General features: G+C 70.4%; 16 protein-coding genes. 9 read left to right on the top strand and 7 right to left on the bottom strand.

What is annotated here, in order from left to right:
- Positions 1 to 2: 2 nt before the first annotated feature.
- The 4 genes from TSH58p_RS09830 to TSH58p_RS09815 all read left to right on the top strand — a co-directional run bounded on the left by TSH58p_RS09830 (position 3) and on the right by TSH58p_RS09815 (position 3,046).
- Positions 3 to 1,076 (top strand): sn-glycerol-3-phosphate import ATP-binding protein UgpC, encoded by a 1,074-nt coding sequence (locus TSH58p_RS09830; RefSeq protein WP_109072076.1) that lies wholly within the window; start codon positions 3 to 5, stop codon positions 1,074 to 1,076.
- A 118-nt stretch (positions 1,077 to 1,194) separates the two neighbouring features.
- Positions 1,195 to 1,800: a glutathione transferase GstA gene (gene gstA, locus TSH58p_RS09825; protein WP_109072077.1), complete on the top strand. Its 606-nt coding sequence runs from the start codon at positions 1,195 to 1,197 to the stop codon at positions 1,798 to 1,800.
- Between the two features lie 112 nt (positions 1,801 to 1,912).
- Positions 1,913 to 2,347 carry a VOC family protein gene (locus TSH58p_RS09820; RefSeq protein ID WP_109072078.1) on the top strand — a complete coding sequence of 145 codons (435 nt, stop codon included), beginning with the start codon at positions 1,913 to 1,915 and terminating at the stop codon, positions 2,345 to 2,347.
- A 189-nt stretch (positions 2,348 to 2,536) separates the two neighbouring features.
- On the top strand, positions 2,537 to 3,046 hold the full coding sequence (locus TSH58p_RS09815) for a hypothetical protein (RefSeq protein WP_109072079.1): 510 nt from the start codon (positions 2,537 to 2,539) through the stop codon (positions 3,044 to 3,046).
- Between the two features lie 52 nt (positions 3,047 to 3,098).
- Here TSH58p_RS09815 and TSH58p_RS09810 read toward each other — a convergent pair whose 3' ends face one another.
- Entirely contained in the window at positions 3,099 to 4,532 is a 1,434-nt protein-coding gene (locus TSH58p_RS09810; protein WP_109072080.1) for a DEAD/DEAH box helicase, read from the bottom strand.
- A 464-nt stretch (positions 4,533 to 4,996) separates the two neighbouring features.
- On the opposite strand from TSH58p_RS09810, the gene TSH58p_RS09805 reads away from it, so the two are divergent.
- Complete coding sequence (locus TSH58p_RS09805) at positions 4,997 to 5,467, top strand: Fur family transcriptional regulator (RefSeq protein ID WP_247874250.1); 471 nt, start codon at positions 4,997 to 4,999, stop codon at positions 5,465 to 5,467.
- A complete protein-coding gene (locus tag TSH58p_RS09800) occupies positions 5,464 to 5,688 on the top strand; it encodes a hypothetical protein (protein WP_014241688.1) in 225 nt (74 codons plus the stop codon). The genes TSH58p_RS09805 and TSH58p_RS09800 overlap by 4 nt, the downstream gene beginning before the upstream one ends.
- Positions 5,689 to 5,709: 21 nt before the next feature.
- On the opposite strand, the gene TSH58p_RS09795 is transcribed toward TSH58p_RS09800, so the two are convergent.
- From TSH58p_RS09795 to TSH58p_RS09785, 3 genes are all read right to left on the bottom strand, one after another.
- Complete coding sequence (locus tag TSH58p_RS09795; RefSeq protein ID WP_109072081.1) at positions 5,710 to 7,050, bottom strand: DUF1329 domain-containing protein; 1,341 nt, start codon at positions 7,048 to 7,050, stop codon at positions 5,710 to 5,712.
- Positions 7,051 to 7,160: 110 nt separating this feature from the next.
- Entirely contained in the window at positions 7,161 to 10,118 is a 2,958-nt protein-coding gene (locus TSH58p_RS09790) for an ATP-binding protein (protein ID WP_109072082.1), read from the bottom strand.
- 10 nt (positions 10,119 to 10,128) lie between these two features.
- On the bottom strand, positions 10,129 to 12,465 hold the full coding sequence (locus TSH58p_RS09785) for a PAS-domain containing protein (RefSeq protein ID WP_109072083.1): 2,337 nt from the start codon (positions 12,463 to 12,465) through the stop codon (positions 10,129 to 10,131).
- A gap of 248 nt (positions 12,466 to 12,713) precedes the next feature.
- Here TSH58p_RS09785 and TSH58p_RS09780 point away from each other — a divergent pair, with 248 nt between their 5' ends.
- The 3 genes from TSH58p_RS09780 to TSH58p_RS09770 are packed head-to-tail and all read left to right on the top strand — an operon-like array spanning position 12,714 to position 15,010.
- Entirely contained in the window at positions 12,714 to 13,019 is a 306-nt protein-coding gene (locus TSH58p_RS09780) for an STAS domain-containing protein (protein WP_109072084.1), read from the top strand.
- 7 nt (positions 13,020 to 13,026) lie between these two features.
- Positions 13,027 to 13,833 carry an ATP-binding protein gene (locus tag TSH58p_RS09775; protein WP_109072085.1) on the top strand — a complete coding sequence of 269 codons (807 nt, stop codon included), beginning with the start codon at positions 13,027 to 13,029 and terminating at the stop codon, positions 13,831 to 13,833.
- A 19-nt stretch (positions 13,834 to 13,852) separates the two neighbouring features.
- Complete coding sequence (locus TSH58p_RS09770; RefSeq protein ID WP_109072086.1) at positions 13,853 to 15,010, top strand: PP2C family protein-serine/threonine phosphatase; 1,158 nt, start codon at positions 13,853 to 13,855, stop codon at positions 15,008 to 15,010.
- Between the two features lie 115 nt (positions 15,011 to 15,125).
- Here the strand turns inward: TSH58p_RS09770 and TSH58p_RS09765 are convergent, their stop codons facing one another.
- The 3 genes from TSH58p_RS09765 to TSH58p_RS09755 form a co-directional block, all read right to left on the bottom strand.
- Positions 15,126 to 15,701, bottom strand: a complete 576-nt coding sequence (locus TSH58p_RS09765; RefSeq protein ID WP_247874251.1) for a DedA family protein — start codon at positions 15,699 to 15,701, stop codon at positions 15,126 to 15,128.
- Between the two features lie 255 nt (positions 15,702 to 15,956).
- Complete coding sequence (locus TSH58p_RS09760; RefSeq protein ID WP_109072088.1) at positions 15,957 to 16,385, bottom strand: hypothetical protein; 429 nt, start codon at positions 16,383 to 16,385, stop codon at positions 15,957 to 15,959.
- 132 nt (positions 16,386 to 16,517) lie between these two features.
- On the bottom strand, positions 16,518 to 16,988 hold the full coding sequence (locus TSH58p_RS09755) for a putative toxin-antitoxin system toxin component, PIN family (RefSeq protein ID WP_109072089.1): 471 nt from the start codon (positions 16,986 to 16,988) through the stop codon (positions 16,518 to 16,520).
- Between the last annotated feature and the right edge of the window lie 24 nt (positions 16,989 to 17,012).

The following is a 17,012-nucleotide window of genomic DNA, read 5'->3' as shown; positions in this document are numbered from 1 at the left end:
AAATGGCAACGGTCGATCTGAATCGGGTCCGCAAGTCCTACGGCTCCGTCGAGGCCATCAAGGGCATCGACATCAGCGTCGCGGACGGGGAGTTCCTCGTGCTGCTCGGCCCCTCGGGTTGCGGCAAGTCCACGCTGCTGCGCATGGTCGCCGGGCTGGAGAGCATCACCGGGGGCGAGATCGCCATCGGCGGGCGGGTGGTCAACGGGCTGGAGCCCAAGGACCGCGACATCGCCATGGTGTTCCAGAACTACGCGCTCTACCCGCACATGAGCGTGTTCGAGAACATGGCCTACGGGCTGAAGATCCGCGGCCTGCCCAAGGCGGAGATCCAGGCGCGCGTGGCGAAGGCCGCGGAGATCCTGGAGCTTGGCCGCTTCCTCGACCGCCGGCCCAGCCAGCTTTCCGGCGGGCAGCGCCAGCGCGTCGCCATGGGCCGCGCCATCGTGCGCGAGCCCGCCGCCTTCCTGTTCGACGAGCCGCTGTCCAACCTGGACGCCAAGCTGCGTACCCAGATGCGCGTCGAGATCAAGCGGCTCCAGGACCGGCTGGGCATCACCAGCCTCTATGTGACGCACGATCAGGTGGAGGCGATGACGCTCGCCGACCGCATCCTGGTGATGAACCACGGGGTGGCGGAGCAGGTCGGCACGCCGCTGGAGGTCTACCAGCGCCCGGCCAGCCTGTTCGTGGCCGGCTTCATCGGGTCGCCGCCGATGAACGTGCTGGACGCGCGCTTCGACGCCGCCGGGCAGGCGGTGGCGCTGCCCGGCGGCACCGCCTTCCTCCTGCCGCGCCCGCGGCCCGACATGGCCGGACGGCCGGTCAAGCTCGGCGTGCGGCCGGAGCATCTGGCCGTCACGCCCGGCGACGGGCCGCTGATCGTCACGGTCGATCTGGTGGAGGCCCTGGGCGCCGACACGGTGGTCTACGGCCGCCTGCCGGACGGCGAGGCGCTGGTGGTCCGGGTCGCCGGCCTGCCCTCCTGCCGCGAGGGCGAGACCCTGCGCGTCGGTGCCCCGCCCGACGCCCTGCACCTGTTCGACGCGGAGTCCGGGCGGCGTCTGCCGGATTGAGCGTCTGCCGGATTGACCGGGTGGCGGATTGACCGGGGCGGCGCTGTTGCATTCGCCGCCGCCCCGTGTCCCTCTATCGATCCGTCATGTCCCGCCGGAAACAAGGATAAGAAACGTCATGAAGCTCTACCTGAAGCCGGGCGCCTGCTCGCTGTCGCCGCATATTGTCCTGCGCGAGAGCGGTCTGGCCTTCGACGTCGCGGCCGTCGACCTCGCCGCCAAGAAGCTGGAGGACGGCGGCGATTTCCTGGCCGTCAACCCGAAGGGCCAGGTGCCGACGCTGGCGCTCGACGACGGCGCCATCCTGACCGAGGGCGCCGCGATCGTTCAGTATGTCGCCGACCGCGTGCCGGAGACCGGTCTGCTGCCCGCCGTCGGGACGATGGAGCGCTACCGCGTGCTGGAGTGGCTGAACTTCATCGGCACGGAGCTGCACAAGACCTTCAGCCCGCTGTTCCGCCCGACCACGCCGGACGCCTTCAAGGACATCGCCAAGCAGACGCTGACGGCCAAGTTCGCGGTCGTCGAGGCCGGGCTGGCCGGCAAGGACTACCTGACGGGCGACCGCTTCACGGTGGCCGACGCCTATGGCTTCACGGTGCTGCGCTGGGCGCCGCGGGTCGGGCTGCCGCTGGACGGCTACCCGAACATCACCGCCTACATGGCCCGCGTCGCCGGGCGCCCGGCCGTGGCCGCGGCGCTGGCGGCGGAAGGGATCGCCTGACCGCCTGATCGCCTTCTGGACGCGCCTGTTCGATCCCGAGACAGGCCGATGATTGCCCGAGTAGACTGCTCAGGCAATCATCGGCAGGGAGGGGGCGAAGGCCCCGACGAGCATGAGCGCAACCGACCGCAAACCCGTTCCCCCTTTCCACCTCGCCTTTCCCGTCCGCGACAAGGAGGAGGCGCGCGCCTTCTACGCCGGCCTGCTGGGCTGCGGCGTGGGGCGCGAGTCCGACCGCTGGATCGACTTCGACCTCTACGGCCATCAGGTGGTGGCGCATGTGACGGAGGATGCCGGGGCCCGCGCCACCAACCCGGTCGATGGCGAGGACGTGCCGGCCAGCCATTTCGGCGTGATCCTGGATTGGGACGACTGGCACGCGCTGGCCGACAGGCTGAAGGCCGAAGGCGTGCGATTCCTCATCGAGCCGCAGATCCGCTTCAAGGGCCAGGTGGGCGAGCAGGCCACCATGTTCTTCCTCGACCCGAGCGGGAACGCCCTGGAGTTCAAGAGCTTCCAGGACATGGGGCAGATTTTCGCGCGGTGATGCCGGCGGCGATGCTTCGACGCCATCGGCATTTCCTTCACCCCGGAGGGACGATTCGGCGCGCGCCACCGGGTCCAATTTTCCCCTCCGCCCCAGCGAAAGACCACGCCCCCGCGCCAGCGGAGTGGCATGGAAGCTGCTAATGGGAAATTGCCGAAGCAATTTCGCCGATCAACCGTGAGGTGTCCCATGAGCAGTCCGCCCGTCTCCGCGCCGGGATTCGGATCATCCGGCGCGTACGCACTGAATGGCGGCAGGGTCACCCGCGTCTCCGCGGCGACCAGGGCGACGCCGGAGATGATGGCGCGGGTCGGGGTCGGCGACTCCGCCTTTCAGCAGCAGATGAGGATCGCCGGCGACCCGAACGCCGTGGACCCGGCGGTCGCGGCGCGCAGCCGTGCCGTGCAGGCCCACACCGTGGTCCGGCAGGGCGGTCAGGTCGTCGCCGCCGTCTGGCGGGACGGGCAGACGCAGATGGGCAACGGGCTTGCGGCGCGGCTCGACTGGACGGCGCTGGAACGGCAGTCCGCGTCCCTGTCCGACGCGCAGCGGCGGGACGTGATCGCCGCCGCCATCGTGAAACAGCTTGGAGGAAGCGCCCAGGTCCAGCGCTACGGCGACAGCGGCCCGGCGCCGACCCGTGGCGCGCTGATCGACGAGCAGGCCGCGGCCAGTCGGGCGGTGCGCGGCGGACGGTGATCCCGCCGCGTACCCGACAGACCCAGACCGCTCAGACCCAGGCCGCTCTGACTCAGGCCGCGGACCGCTTGTTCCCACCCGGCTGACCGCCGTGCGGGGCGGGACGGCGGTTGTGGCGGTTCTGCTGGTTGGCCGACACCTTGGCCTTCAGCGGCTGGTCGCCGGTGGCGCCGGCCACCCGCGCGCCCTGCGGCACCGGCGGCTTCGCGCCATGGGCCTTCGGGGCTTGAGGCTTCTGGCCCTGCGGCTTGTTGCCGCCCGCCTGCTGGGGCTGGCCGCGGCCCGGACGGGGCTGCTTGGGCGCCGGCTTCGGCGGCTTGGCGGAGGAGGCGTGGATCGCCGCCACCACCGAGGCGTGGTAGGGGTGGTCGTGGTCCGCCGGGACCGGCTGGCGGATGGTCTTCTCGATGGCCTTCAGGTAGGCCACCTCCTCCGCGTCGCAGAAGGACACCGCGCTGCCGTCGGTGCCGGCGCGGGCGGTGCGGCCGATGCGGTGGACGTAGCTTTCCGGCTCGTTCGGCAGGTCGAAGTTGATGACGTGCGTGATGCCGTCGATGTCGATGCCGCGCGCTGCGATGTCGGTCGCCACCAGCGCCTTCAGGTCGCCGCTGCGGAAGGACTCCAGCGCGCGCACGCGGGCCGACTGCGACTTGTCGCCGTGGATCGCGTCCGCCGCGACGCCGGCCTTCTTCAGGTGGTCGGCGATGCGGTCGGCGCCGTGCTTGGTGCGGGCGAAGACGATCGTCCGCCCCATGGCGCCGTCCTGCAGCAGGTCGGCGAGCAGGCGGCGCTTGTCGGCGCGGTCCACGAACAGCACGCGCTGGGCGATGCGCTCCACCGTGGTGGACTGCGGCGCCACCTCGATCCGCTCGGCGTCGGTCAGGATGCTGTGCGCCAGCTCGACCACGCCTTCCGGCATGGTGGCGGAGAACAGCAGGGTCTGGCGCTGCTTCGGCAGGACCGCGACCACCTTCCGCACGTCGCGGATGAAGCCCATGTCGAGCATGCGGTCGGCCTCGTCCAGGACGAAGATCTCGACCTGATCGAGCACGCACTGCTTCTGGGCCATCAGGTCGAGCAGGCGGCCCGGCGTCGCCACCAGCACGTCGGTGCCGCGGGCGAGCGCCGCGACCTGCGGGCTCTGCCCGACGCCGCCGTGGATCACCGTGCGGCGGATCGGCAGGTGCCGGCCGTAGGTGCGGAAGCTCTCGCCGATCTGCAGCGCCAGCTCGCGCGTCGGCGTCAGGATCAGCGTGCGCGGCGCCTTGGCCTGCACGCGCTTCTTGTTCTGGAACAGCCGCTGGAGGATCGGCAGGGTGAAGGCGGCGGTCTTGCCGGTGCCGGTCTGGGCGAGGCCGAGCACGTCGCGGCCCTCCAGAAGAACGGGGATGGCGCCGGCCTGGATCGGCGTGGCGGTCTGGTAACCCTCTTCGGCGACGGCGCGCAGAAGGGGCTCGATCAGGCCGAGGCCACTGAATTCGGTCATACGGGGAGGGTCCTGGTCACGTGAACAGAGGCTGCACCTGGGCCGTGCCCGGACAATGCCGGGGCGGCGTGGCTTGGGGCGCTCCGCCGCGGGAGTGCGCGGAGCCATCAATTCACCGTGGGAAGGCGCTAGCGGCGCCGGTACCGGGACGACGAGGAGCCGGCAGCCCCAAAGCAAAATCGACCGACCACACATAGGCGGTGGGGGGGCTTTTGGCAAGCAAACAAGGGCCTTGGCCATGTTCCGGACCGGAAATGTCCCTGTGCCGGCAGCCCTTGGCGGGAGACAGTGGGGAACGGGCGGCGCCGTTGCACCGGGCGTGCGGCTTTTTGCCGCGTTAATTCCCGGACAAAAAAACGGGGTATAGGATTGCGAATGAATTTCAGTATTATGATGGGCGCTGCAGCATGGCGCCCCGGATCGCGGGACACGGCGCCGGAACGGATGGCAAAGGCGGTGGGGCAATGACGTCGCGTCTCGAATCCTTGTGCCTGGAAAAGGGGCTGAAGATGACCGGCCAGCGCCGGGTCATTTCCCAGGTCCTGTCGGAGTCGGAGGACCATCCCGACGTGGAGGAGGTCCATCGCCGCGCCGTCCTGATCGACCCGCGCATCTCCATCGCCACGGTCTACCGCACCATGCGCCTCCTGGAGGACGCGCAGGTGATCGAGAAGGTGGACCTGGGCGACGGGCGCGCCCGCTATGAAGAGGCGTCCACCGACCATCACCACCACCTGATCGACACGCGCAGCGGGCGGATCATCGAATTCGCCAGCCCGGAGCTGGAGGCGCTGAAGGAGCGCATCGCGCGGGAGCTGGGCTACCGCATCGTCGGTCACCGGCTGGAAATCTACGGCGTTCCGCTCGACGGCGTCTCTCTCGACGGTGGCGGTGCGCTGGACGGCAACTCTGGGGATGGCGGGGAGCGTCGATGAAAAGCATGCGCTGGCTGACGATCGACCCCTACCCGGCGGTGAGCCTGAATTGCCGCGACGCCGTCCAGCGCTGCTACGCCGGCCTGTGCGACTGCGGCCAGCCGGAACGCTACGCGCTGGAGGCGGCGGTGACCGTCTTCCGCTACCACCATCCGGAAACCCCGCCCTTCCAGGCGGAAACCATCGTCAGCCAGTGGGTGGCCGGTCCGGTCCGGCACTGACCGCCGGCCTCCCGCGCCTCCTCACCAGGGCCGCCGCTTGCGCTCCAGCGTGTCGGGGGCGAAGTCCTCGGGCCGCAGGGGCTTGGCGAAGTCCGGCGGGGCGAGCTGGTTGTCGAGGCCGTTCACCGCATAGCGGTCGCCCGTGAGGTCGTAGGTGATCTCCAGCGCCGGGGCGAAGACGGGCACCTGGGGATAGGCGATCCCGTGCGCCTCCGCGTAGCGGACCAGATCGCCCTTGGCGTCGTAATGGTCGGCCATGACGATCTGCCAGGAATCCTCGTCCAGATAGTAGGTGCGCTCCGGCAGGGCGTGGCGGAAGTTGGGCTTCGCCCGCGCCTCGACGATCCACACCCGGTGCATCTCGTAGCGCAGGAACTGCGGGTTGGGGTGGCCCAGCCACAGGAAATCCGCGGGCGCCAGGCCGGGCGTGTTCATCCGGCTGGCGTTGTAGGGCACATACATCTCCCGCCGCGTCACCAGCGCGAAGTCGAAGCGGTCCAGCGGGCCGCTGAACATGTCCAGCATGTCGGCGGTGCGGATGCCGCCGCTGGCCGGGTCCGGCGTGTCGTAGACGAAGTCGGGCGCGCGGACGGGCTTGCCGGTCTCACCCTGGCGGAACCAGGCGGCGAAGCCGGCCTGGATCGGGTTCAGCGTGCCGTGCAGCAGCAGGGTGGTCCCGGCCTCCGCCTTGGGCATCAGGGTGGTGCGGCGGTAGTGGAAGGGACGGCCGCCGTCGATTCCTGCGGCGTAGCTGGACTGCCAGTCCTCGCGGTAGACCGCCGCGGTGTGGATGCCGCCGGCCTCCGGCAGGACGGTGGCTCCGGTGCGGCTGACGGACGTGCCGCGCCAGCGCAGGATGTGGTTCCACATCGCCTGCACGCCGTTGGCCGGGATGGGGAAGGGCACGCCCCCCCGCGCCCCGCTCAGCGCCAGACCGTTCTCGCCCAGCTTGGCGCGCTTGGCGTTCCCGATGGATTCGTCGTAGACGCGCTGGGGGGCGGCGGCGCTGCGGCGGCTGGGGAAGACCGGAATTTCGAAGGACGGGTACTTGGTCAGCATCGCCTGGAGCCCGGCGGACAGGCGGACCTTGTAGCGGTCGAGATCCGCCGATCCCACGGTGAACCAGCGTCCGTCCTCGTCGTAGGGATCGGGCAGGCGGCTGCCCGGCTTCCAGCCGCCGGGAACCTGGGTCAGCCCGCCCCTCCAGGCTGGGATGGCCCGCGTCCGGCTGGCGTCGCGCACCGCGCCGAAGGGGGTCAGCTCCTCCCCCAGGGCCGGAACCTTCTCCTGCGCGGCGATCGGGGCGGCGTAGGGGAGCACCGGCAGGGAGAGCAGCAGGCTGGAGAACTGGCGGCGGTTCATGCGCGTCTCGCGGCGTGGCGGGTTGCGGGGACGATACCTCAATCGCGCGCCGGTTCGAACGGACAAAGGACGTTTGGGGGGACGTTCGGGGGAGACGTTCGGGGAGACCTTCAAAGAGCTGTTCCGGGGGGCGAAGCCGTGGCGATGACGCGTTCGACCTCCCGCATCGCCTGTTCCAGCGCCGCGGCCAGCGCGGTCACCCGCTCCCAGGGGGCGTCCTGCATCACCGCCTGCTCCAGCGCCTGCGCGGCGTCGCCGAGCGGCGTCGCCCCGGCGTTGCGGGAGCAGCCCTTGAGATTGTGGGCACCGGCGCGGATCGCCGTTCCGTTGCGCGCGGCGACGGCGTCGGCGACCTCGTCCGCGATGTGGCGGCCGATGCCGACGAAGTCGGTCAACAGCTCGTCCATCAGCGCCCGGTCGTCGCCGCAGAGCCGGCCCAGCACATCGAGGTTGATCGGGGGCAGGCCGATCGGCGGGCTTTCCGGCGCTCCCGGGTCGCTCGCTCGGGCCACTTCCGGGGCCGCCACCGGATCCGCCACCGCGGGCGGCAGGAAGCGGGTCAGCGCGGCGTCGAGCTTCGCCAGATCCAGCGGCTTGCTCAGCGCCTCGTCCATGCCCGCCGCGCGGTAGCTCTCGATGTCCGCCGGGGCGGCGTTGGCGGTCAGGGCGATGATCGGCAGATGGGCGCCGGTGGCGCGCTCCGCCGCGCGGATGCGCCGGGTCAGCTCGAACCCGTCCACCTCCGGCATCTGGATGTCGGTCAGCAGCAGGGCGTGGCGCCGCCGCCCCAGCGCGGCCAGGGCCTCCGCCCCGCCGGTGGTCAGCTCCGCCGTGTGGCCGAGCGCGGTGAGCTGCATCTGCAGGACCTTGCGGTTGATGGCGTTGTCCTCCGCCACCAGGATCAGCCGCCCCAGGGCCTCCGCCTCCGCGATGACCCGCTCCGGACTGAGCGGGGCCGGGGCGCAGGGTGCTGCGGGCGGCGGGTCTTCGCAGGGGGCGGCGTCCGTCAGGGCGCGTCCGGCGGCCACCGCGACGGCGCGCACCAGGGGCATGCGGCGGACCGGGCGGCTCACCGGGACCGACCCGTCGGCGAGGCGGCCGCCGAGCGCCGTGGGGTCCTGGAGCAGCACCGTCGGCACCTGCGCCTCCCCGACGCGGCGGCCCAGCAGTTGCGGCGCCTGGGCGGCGGCGGGGGTGTGCAGCGCCTCGTCGACCACCACGACGTTCAGCGCCCCGCGTTCCACCTGGGCCATGCGGGCCTGTTCGGCCAGCGCGTCCGCTTCCCCGGCGGCCAGCACGCGCGCTCCGGCCGCTTCCAGATAGTGGGCGACGATCCGGCGCTCCTCCCCGTCCGGCAGGCCGACCAGGACGGTCAGGCCGGAGAGGTCCGGCTCATCCGGTGCCGCCGGAGGGCCGGGCGGCGCGGGGTCGGCCGCGGCGCCCAGCGTCAGTTCGACCCAGAAGGTCGAGCCCGCGCCCGGCGCGCTGTCCACCCCGATCGTCCCGCCCATCAGCGCGACCAGCCGCCGGCTGATCGACAGGCCCAGCCCGGTGCCGCCGAAACGCCGGGCGGTCGAGCTTTCCGCCTGGGTGAAGGGCTGGAAGAGCTGATGGCGCGTGGTCTCGGAAATGCCGATGCCGGTGTCCGCCACCTCGATGCGCAGCCGGGTGCCGCCCCACCGGTCATCGCCCGTCCGCGCCGCCAGGGTGGCCTGCACGAGGATGCGCCCGCGCTCGGTGAACTTGATGGCGTTGCCGCACAGGTTGAACAGGATCTGGCGCAGCCGCACCGGGTCGCCGGTCAGCGCCGGCGGGAGCGCCGGCTCCACGTAGGTCAGCAGCGCCAGCCCCTTGGCCCGCGCCGCCGGGGCCAGCGTGTCGGCCACCCCTTCGACCAGGGCGGGGATGGAGACCGGCACCTGCTCCAGATCCATCTTGCCGGCCTCGATCTTCGAGAAGTCGAGGATGTCGTCGATGATCCGCAGCAGCGAGGCCGCCGACTCCCGCATGGTCGCCACGGTGTCGCGCTGCCCGCCGTCCAGCGGCGTGCGCTCCAGCAGTTCCAGCATGCCCAGCACGCCGTTCATGGGGGTGCGGATCTCGTGGCTCATGGTGGCCAGGAAGGCCGACTTGGCGGCGGTCGTCTGCTCCGCCTGCTCCTTGGCGACCTCCATCTGGCGTTCGGCCAGCTTGCGCCGCGTGATGTCGTAGACCCAGGCGAGATGGACCGGGCGGCCGTCGAGCAGCGTGGGGTCCACCGACACCAGCGCCCAGAAGATGGAGCCGTCGGCCCGCCGTACCCGCACCTCGGCGTCGCGCAGCGAGCGGCGGAAGAAGGTCCAGTGCGTCTCGTGCGCCTCGGTGTTGTCCGGCTCGATGAACAGGTCGGCGATGGAGACGCCGACCAGCCGCTCCTTCGGCACGCCCAGCAGATGGACCAGCCGGTCGTTGCACATCACCAGGACGCCGTCGTGGGTGTAGGCGCAGACGCCGACCGGGCTCGCTTCCAGGATGGCGCGCATCTGCTCGCGGCTCTGCCGCAGCTCGTGCGTGCGTTCGGCCACCTTGGTCTCGATGGAGCGGATGTAGTCGTAGGCGCGCAGTGCCGCGATCACCGCGGTGAACAGACCCTCCGCCGACAGGTCGGCCTTCGACTTGTAGTCGTTGATGTCGCAGCCGACGATCACGTCCCGCTGCGGCGCCTGCCCCGGCTGGCCGGTGCGCAGGATGATGCGGACGTCGAGGTTGCCCAGCGGGCCGCGGATCCAGCGCACCAGCGTCAGCCCGGCGTCGTCGTCCTCCATCACCACGTCCAGCAGGATGACGGCGATGTCCCGCCGGCAGCGCAGCACGGCGCGCGCCTCGGCGGCGGAGCGGCAGCCGATCAGCTCCAGCCGGCGGCCCTGGAACTCCACGTCGTCCAGCAGGAGGGCGGTCATGGAGTGGACGTCGTCCTCGTCGTCCACCACCAGGATGGGCCAGGGCGGGGTCTCGTCCCCCTCCTCGCCCTCCTCGTCGGCGAACAGGATCTCGTCGTCGGTGTCGGGCATGATCAGCTCGTCGGTCATGCTGCGTCCGTCATGCTGCGTCGGTTGCCGGGTCTTTCCCGGCGGCGGCGGCCGTCCGGGGGGCCGTCACGGGAATCCGCAGGAGGAAGCCGGTGCCTCCGCCCGCGGGGTTGTCGGGTGCCGAATGGCGCGGCGCCGGGCTCTCCACCGAGATCCGGCCGCCCAGCGATTGCGTCACCAGATTGAAGACGATGTGGAGACCGAGCCCGCTGCCCCCGGTGCCGCGCTTCGTCGTGAAGAAGGGCTCGAACACCTTGGGCAGATTGTCCGGGGCGATGCCGACCCCGTCGTCGGCGAAGCGGATGTCCAGCTCGCCGTCCGGCAGCTCCTCCACGGTCAGCGCCATGGCGCCCTCCCGGCCGTCGGGAAAGGCGTGGGTCAGCGCGTTGATGACCAGATTGGTGATGACCTGGCTGAGCGCGCCGGGATAGCCGTCCATGGTGATGCCGTCCGGGCAGGTGACGGTCATCCGGTGGGGGCTCTTGCGCAGGCGCGGCCCCAGCGAGGTGATGATCTCGTCGAGATAGGAACGCAGGTCGAAGCGGCGGCGCTCCTGGCTGGTCTGGTCGACGGCGACGCGCTTGAAGCTCTGGATCAGCTCCGCCGCGCGGGTCAGGTTCTGCTCGATCAGGCGCGAGGATTCCCCCGCCGCCGCCACATAGGCGGTCAGGTCGGACTTCTTCAGCGCGCCCTTCGCGAAGGCCTCGGTCAGCGTCCGCGTCTTCGCGGCGAGATGGGTGGAGCAGCTGTAGGCGATGCCCACCGGCGTGTTGATCTCGTGCGCGACGCCAGCCACCAGCAGGGCGAGCGAGGCCATCTTCTCCGCCTGGACGAGGCTGTCCTGGGTCTCCTTGAGGTCGGCGTAGGCGGTCTCCAGCGCCTCCATGGCGTGGAACACCTCCTCGGCGGAGCGCGCCTCCACCGTCACGTCGGTGAAGGTGCGGACGAAGCCGCCCTCCGGCAGGGGGTTGGACCGCACCTCGATGATCGTGCCGTCGGGCCGCCGCCGCTTGAAGGCGAAGGGGAGGTCGGGGACCACGGCGGTCTCGTCCAGCTCCAGGTCGGGATCGATGCTGAAATCCTCGAAGGCGCCCTGGGCGCGCTGGAGCCGGATGATCTCGGGGAACAGCGGGTTGCCGGCCAGGAAGGCCGCCGGCACGTCGAGAAGCTCCGCCGCGCGGCGGTTGGACATCACGACCCGCAGGTTGCGGTCCACCATGATGATGCCCTGGTCGGTGTTGTCGAGCGTGATCTGGAGGACGTTCCGTTCGCGCGCCAGATCCCGCTCGGCCTGCATGCGCTCCGTCACGTCGGACATGGTGCCGGTCAGGCGGACCGCCGTTCCCTCGCCGTCGCGCAGGGCGGTCGCCCGGTCCTCGATCCAGCTCCAGCCGCCGTCCCGGCGGCGCATGCGGTAGACGGCGGCGTGGGCGCTGTCCTTGTCGCGCACGCGGCTGCGGGACTCCGCGATGACGCGCCGCCGCTCCTCCGGATGGATCAGCGACTCCCAGGTCCGCGCGGTCATCGCCAGCTCCGCCGGGCCGTAGCCGAGCAGGGCCGGAAACTCCTTCGACCACCAGTACTGGCCGGTCCGCAGATCGTAATCCCAGACCGAGGAGCGGGTGGCGGTGATGGCCAGCCCCAGCCGCTCCTCGCTCTGGCGCAGGGCGGCCTCCTCCTCGTCCAGCCGGGCCAGCATGCCGTTGTAGGCGGCGATCACCCGCCCCAGCTCGTCGGCCGACGACCATTGCACGCGCTGGCGCAGATGCTCCTGCTCGGCGGTGCGGATCGACGCGATCAGCCGGCCCAGCGGCACGCCGATGGTCAGCCGGTGGGCGGTCAGCGCGGTGACCAGCGTGCCGACCAGCATCAGCAGCAGGAGCCACAGCGTGTTGACCATCTCCTGCCGGATCTGCTCGTCCACCGGGGCGTAGCTGAAATGGAGGGTCAGCGTGCCGAGCCGGCGGTTCTGCACCTGGATCGGACGGCGCACCGTCTCGCGCCCGGCAAAGGAGCGGCAGTCGGCGTCCGGCCACGCGAAACGGCCGTCGGCCAGCTCGTCGGCCACCTCGATGCAGAGAAGCTCGCGGTTGACGGAGATCGCCTGGATGATGTTGCGGATGGCCGGCACGTCCACGGCCCACAGGCTGGAGGACAGGGCGACGGCGTTGATCTCCGCCACCGCCTCGATCCGGTCGCGCAGGGCGCCGCGCAGATCCTTGTACTTGCCGTAGAAGAAGATCGAGGAGAAGCCGAGCGTGGTCAGGATCAGGATGGGAATCAGGATCAGCAGGAACTTCGCCGACACCGTCGGCACCGTCTTCCACGCCTGCTCGATCACCGTCATGAAGGGTATTCCCGCAACCGGGGCCGCCACCGGGGCCGCAAGCCGGGCGGACCGGCGGCACGGCGCCGCCCTTCCCGGTCTTGCGGTTGTACTATCAACAGGCACGCCTCGTCTACGGCGTGAATTGCGTGAAATTTCTCCTGTGGATCGAAAAAATCACCGAAATGGTTGCTTGCTGCTTGAGGGGCTGTCGGCCTTGCACTACTGTTCGCGGGAGCCGCTTGCGCGGTGCAACACAAGAGGATGTCATGAATTTCCAGGTGCGCCGTTCCTCCGAAACCATCGAGGTGCTGTTGAGCGGCCGGTTGGAGTTCACCGACCATGACAGCCTCCCCGACATCGTGGAGCTGCTGAACGGGGAGGGCGCGCGCCGCTTCGTCCTGGACATGGACGGGCTGACCTTCATCGACTCCGCGGGAATCGGCATGCTGCTGATCCTTCAGGACGAGTCGGAGCAGCGCAACATCAAGCTGGTCCTCCGCAAGCTGCAGGGGGATGTGCTGCGATCCATCGACCTCGCTCGGATCGGCGAAGTCGTCACCATCGAGCGGTGAGCGGGCGATGGACGGCTCCCCCGCCTCCGCCGCCTGCCCGCCCTCCGGCCCGGCCGGCGCCGTGCGACCCTTCAGCGTGGTGCGGGACCGCGTGCCGGCGGACATCGCGGCGCGGGTCGCGGCGCGCTTCGGCCTGGGCGAGGCCAGCGGAAACGCTTTTGGAGAGGCCGGCGGAGACGCCGTCGACGGCCGGGCGGCGGCCGCGGTGCTGCTGGCCCAGGCCGACCGGGACATCCTGCGCGGCGCCTTCGGGCTCAACCGCTTCCTGACGGTGGAGCTGACGGAGCGGGAGGACGGCACCGGCGCCATCGACGCCGACTGGCTGGGCGCCCCGCCGGTGGAGCGGGGATTCTACCTGTCGCTGACCACCGGCACGGCCTATGGCCTGCAATGCGCGGTTCTGGTCTGCGACGAGCTGACCCGGCGCGGCGTGCTGACGCCGGAGCGGCGCGGCAACATCGAGCTGTGCCTGCACGAGGCCATCGCCAACGCCATCGTCCACGGCAATCTGGGCATTCCCAGCGCGACCAAGGAGCAGCCGGAGGGCTACCGTCTGTTCAGCCGGCTGCTGCGCGAACGGCTGGGCGACGGCGCCGTGCGGCAGCGGCGGATCGACATCTTCGCGCGCTGGACCGCCGACAGCCTGTCCATCGCGGTGGTGGACCAGGGCAACGGGTTCGACGCCGCCGCCCTGCCGCAGGACACCGACAGCGGCGCCCATTCGGGCCGCGGCTTCGTGTTCATGCGGGCGCTGGCCCGGCGCATCCACGTGACCGACGGCGGGCGCTGCACCCTGCTGCAGTTCGACCTGTGACGGACGGACGGGTCCACGCATGCCCATTTCCCTCGCCGCCAGCCGCGTCCTGATCGTCGACGACAACGAGTTCAACAGGAAGTCGCTGGCCCTGATGATCCGCCGCGCCGGATTGACCCAGATCGAGGTCGCCGAGAACGGGGTGGAGGGGCTGCGCAAGGTGGAGAGCTTCCGCCCCGATCTGGTGCTGCTGGACGTCAGCATGCCGGTGATGGACGGGCTGGAGATGTGCCGGCGCCTGCGCGAGCGGCTGACCCACGAGGAATTGCCGATCCTGTTCCAGACGGCGCTGGACAGCGACGAGGAGCAGGTCCGCTGCTTCGAGGCCGGGGGCAGCGATTTCATCTCCAAGCCGATCAAGCCCGGCGAGTGCGTCGCCCGCGTCCGCCACCAGCTCGAAAAGCGCAAGCTCTTCACCGACCTCGCCAATTTCCGCGGGCGGGTGGAGCGGGAGCTGAAGCACGCCAAGGCGATGCAGCTGTCCCTGCTGCCCGAGCCGAAGGAGCTGGACGCCGTCGCCGAGCGGTACGAGCTGGTGCTGGACGCCCATTTCGAAACCTCGTCGGAGCTGGGCGGCGATTTCTGGAACGTCTACCCGCTGGACAGCCACCGCGTCGCCTTCCTGATGGTCGATTTCGCCGGGCACGGCATCACCGCCGCCATCAACACCTTCCGCCTGCACACGCTGATCGACCGCTTTCCCATGCAGCATGTGCCGCCCTCGGAATGGCTGGCCGGGCTGAACCGGGCGCTGAAGGAGGTGCTGCCGGTCGGGCAGTTCGCCACCGCCTTCTTCGGCATCCTCGACCTGCACACCGACACGCTGACCTACGCCTCGGCCGGTGCGCCCAATCCGGTGGTGGGGATCGCCGGGGAGCTACGGCTGCTCGACTCGGCGGGGCTGGTGCTGGGCGCGTCGCGTCGCGCCGTCTACGCCGACCGCAGCCTGCGCCTGCCGCGCGGGAGTTGCCTGTTCCTTTACAGCGACGCGCTGATCGAATGCAGCGGCCCGGACAACGAACCGATCGGCCAGGACGGAGTGCCCGACCTGCTGCGCGGCGCCATCGCCGCCAACCGCGCCCGCCCGCTGGGACCGTTGCTGGAGCGCTTCTACGCCCGCACCAGCCTGCCGCTGCGCGACGACCTGACCGCCGTGTGGATCGCCCGCCGGGCGTGAGGGCACGCTTGACCGATGAGGGCACGCTTAAACGAAAAGGGCACGCTTAAACGAAAAGGGCCGCCGCGGTTTCCCGCGGCGGCCCTTTGCCGTGGTCTCGGGGGGAGGGGCGCTGTTACGCCTGCGTCTCGGACGCGGCGTAGCGGCGGCGGACCCACATCACGCTCTTCACCGCGAAGAGCGTGACGCCGATGCCCAGCGCGATGAGCAGGAGGATCTTCGGGCCGTTCTCGCCGATGGCGGCGGCGGCCTCACCGAACAGATAGCCGGCCCCGGCGAAGCTCCAGGCCCAGATGCCGGCGGCGATGAAGTTCCAGAACAGGAATTTGCGCCAGGGCATGCGCGAGGTGCCGACGGCGACCGAGGCGATGTTGCGCACCCCGTAGAGGAAGCGGAAGGCCAGGATGAAGCCGACGCCGTAGGTTTCCAGCCAGTACAGCACGCGGGACGCGCGGGCCTCCGCCGCCGGGAAGCGGGCCAGCGCCTTGGCGCCCCATTTGCGGCCGATCCAGAAATAACACTGGTCGCCCATGAAGCTGCCGATCCAGACGGCGGCGACCAACCAGTAAAGGTTGATGATCCCCAGATGCGCGCCCATCCCGCCGAAGATGACGAAGGTCTCGCCTTCGAAGAAGGCCCATATGAAGGCCAGGGGATAGAAGGCATCGCCCCAATCCTGGAGCCAGGTCATCCAGTCCAAATCACCCTCCCCGCGGGTCGTTCCTTTTCGGCTCGGACCGCCGGCGATGCGCCGCGGAAACGCAGGCGCGGCCATTGGCCAGGCTACGGACACATCATTGCACATAAGTGCGTGTCTTGTCGCGCAATCATTCCCGAATCGGGGGGAGGAAGCCGCACAAAGTTGGGGTACGAAACGGTCTATTGCGGCGGGATTATTTTGTTTCCGGACACGTATTCTGTGAATCGGTCAATGTTCGTGACTTGGTCAGCCATCCTCGCCCGACAGTTCCCCGACCGCCTGCCGGGCGGCGCGCAGCAGAAGGGGATTCGGCTCGGACGGGCCGTCCTCTCCCTCCTCCTCCCAGGCCCCCGGAGCGGCGCGGCGCTTCAGCTCGCGCGCGGCTTCGATCAGCAGATGGGCCAGCTTGTGGTCGGGCAGGGCCTGGGCCAGCGCCCGCAGCTCCGCGTTGGTCAGGGCCGCCGGGTCGAAGTCGGCGCGCGGGGCCATCGGGACGGGCGGCGGCGGGACGAGCGCGAGGGTCATGGGCGCCGGGGCCGACGGTGACGGAACATCCTCCCGCACCACATCGACGGCCACCGGCGCCGCCACGGTGGTGGCGCGGGACCGGCGCGCCGGTTTGCGCGCCCGCTCCGTCTCGGGCAGGCTGTCGAACAGGAGAGGTTGCGTGCTCATCCGGTCACCCGCGATCCGTTCACCGCTAGTTTGCGAAGTGTTCTCTTTTCATTCTAGAGAACGGAGATCGGAAGTCGAGCGGAAACTTTTCGGGCGGAACGTTGACAACGGGTGGAAGGGTGAGACGCGGAGTCAGGCGATCGCGTCGAGGAACCGTTCGGGGCGCAGGATGCGGGTGCGGCCCACCTGGCGCACCGAGAGAAGCTGCCGGTCCACCGTCACCAGCCAATCGGCGTCGGCGGCCAGCGCCACGGCCAGGAACATGTCGTCGTCGGGGTCGCGGCACAGCCGCTCCACCGGGGCGGGCTCGACCCGCCGGGCCTCGGCGGCGAAGGCGGCCAGGAAGGCGGCGCGCTCCCCCGCCGGGCGGTAGCGGTCGAAGTCCGGGCGCATCAGCACCTCGCGCAGCTCCGCCAGGGTGGCGTCGGACACGAAGGCGGATCCCCGCGCCCGCACCGCCTCCACGCTGCGCTGGATGGCCAGGCTGCGGCGGGGCACCTCGGCGCCCAGCAGGGCGTAGCCGACGAGGATGTTGGTGTCCAGAACCACCCGGACGGAGACGGCCCGGAATGGCGGGGCGGCGTGGTGGGGGCTTGCGGTCATGCGCCCGTCGGCTCCATGGGCCGG

Source organism: Azospirillum sp. TSH58, assembly GCF_003119115.1.
Lineage (GTDB): Bacteria > Pseudomonadota > Alphaproteobacteria > Azospirillales > Azospirillaceae > Azospirillum.
The sequence above is the reverse complement of the archived record's forward strand: the minus strand, read 5'-3'. Positions and strand labels throughout refer to the sequence as shown.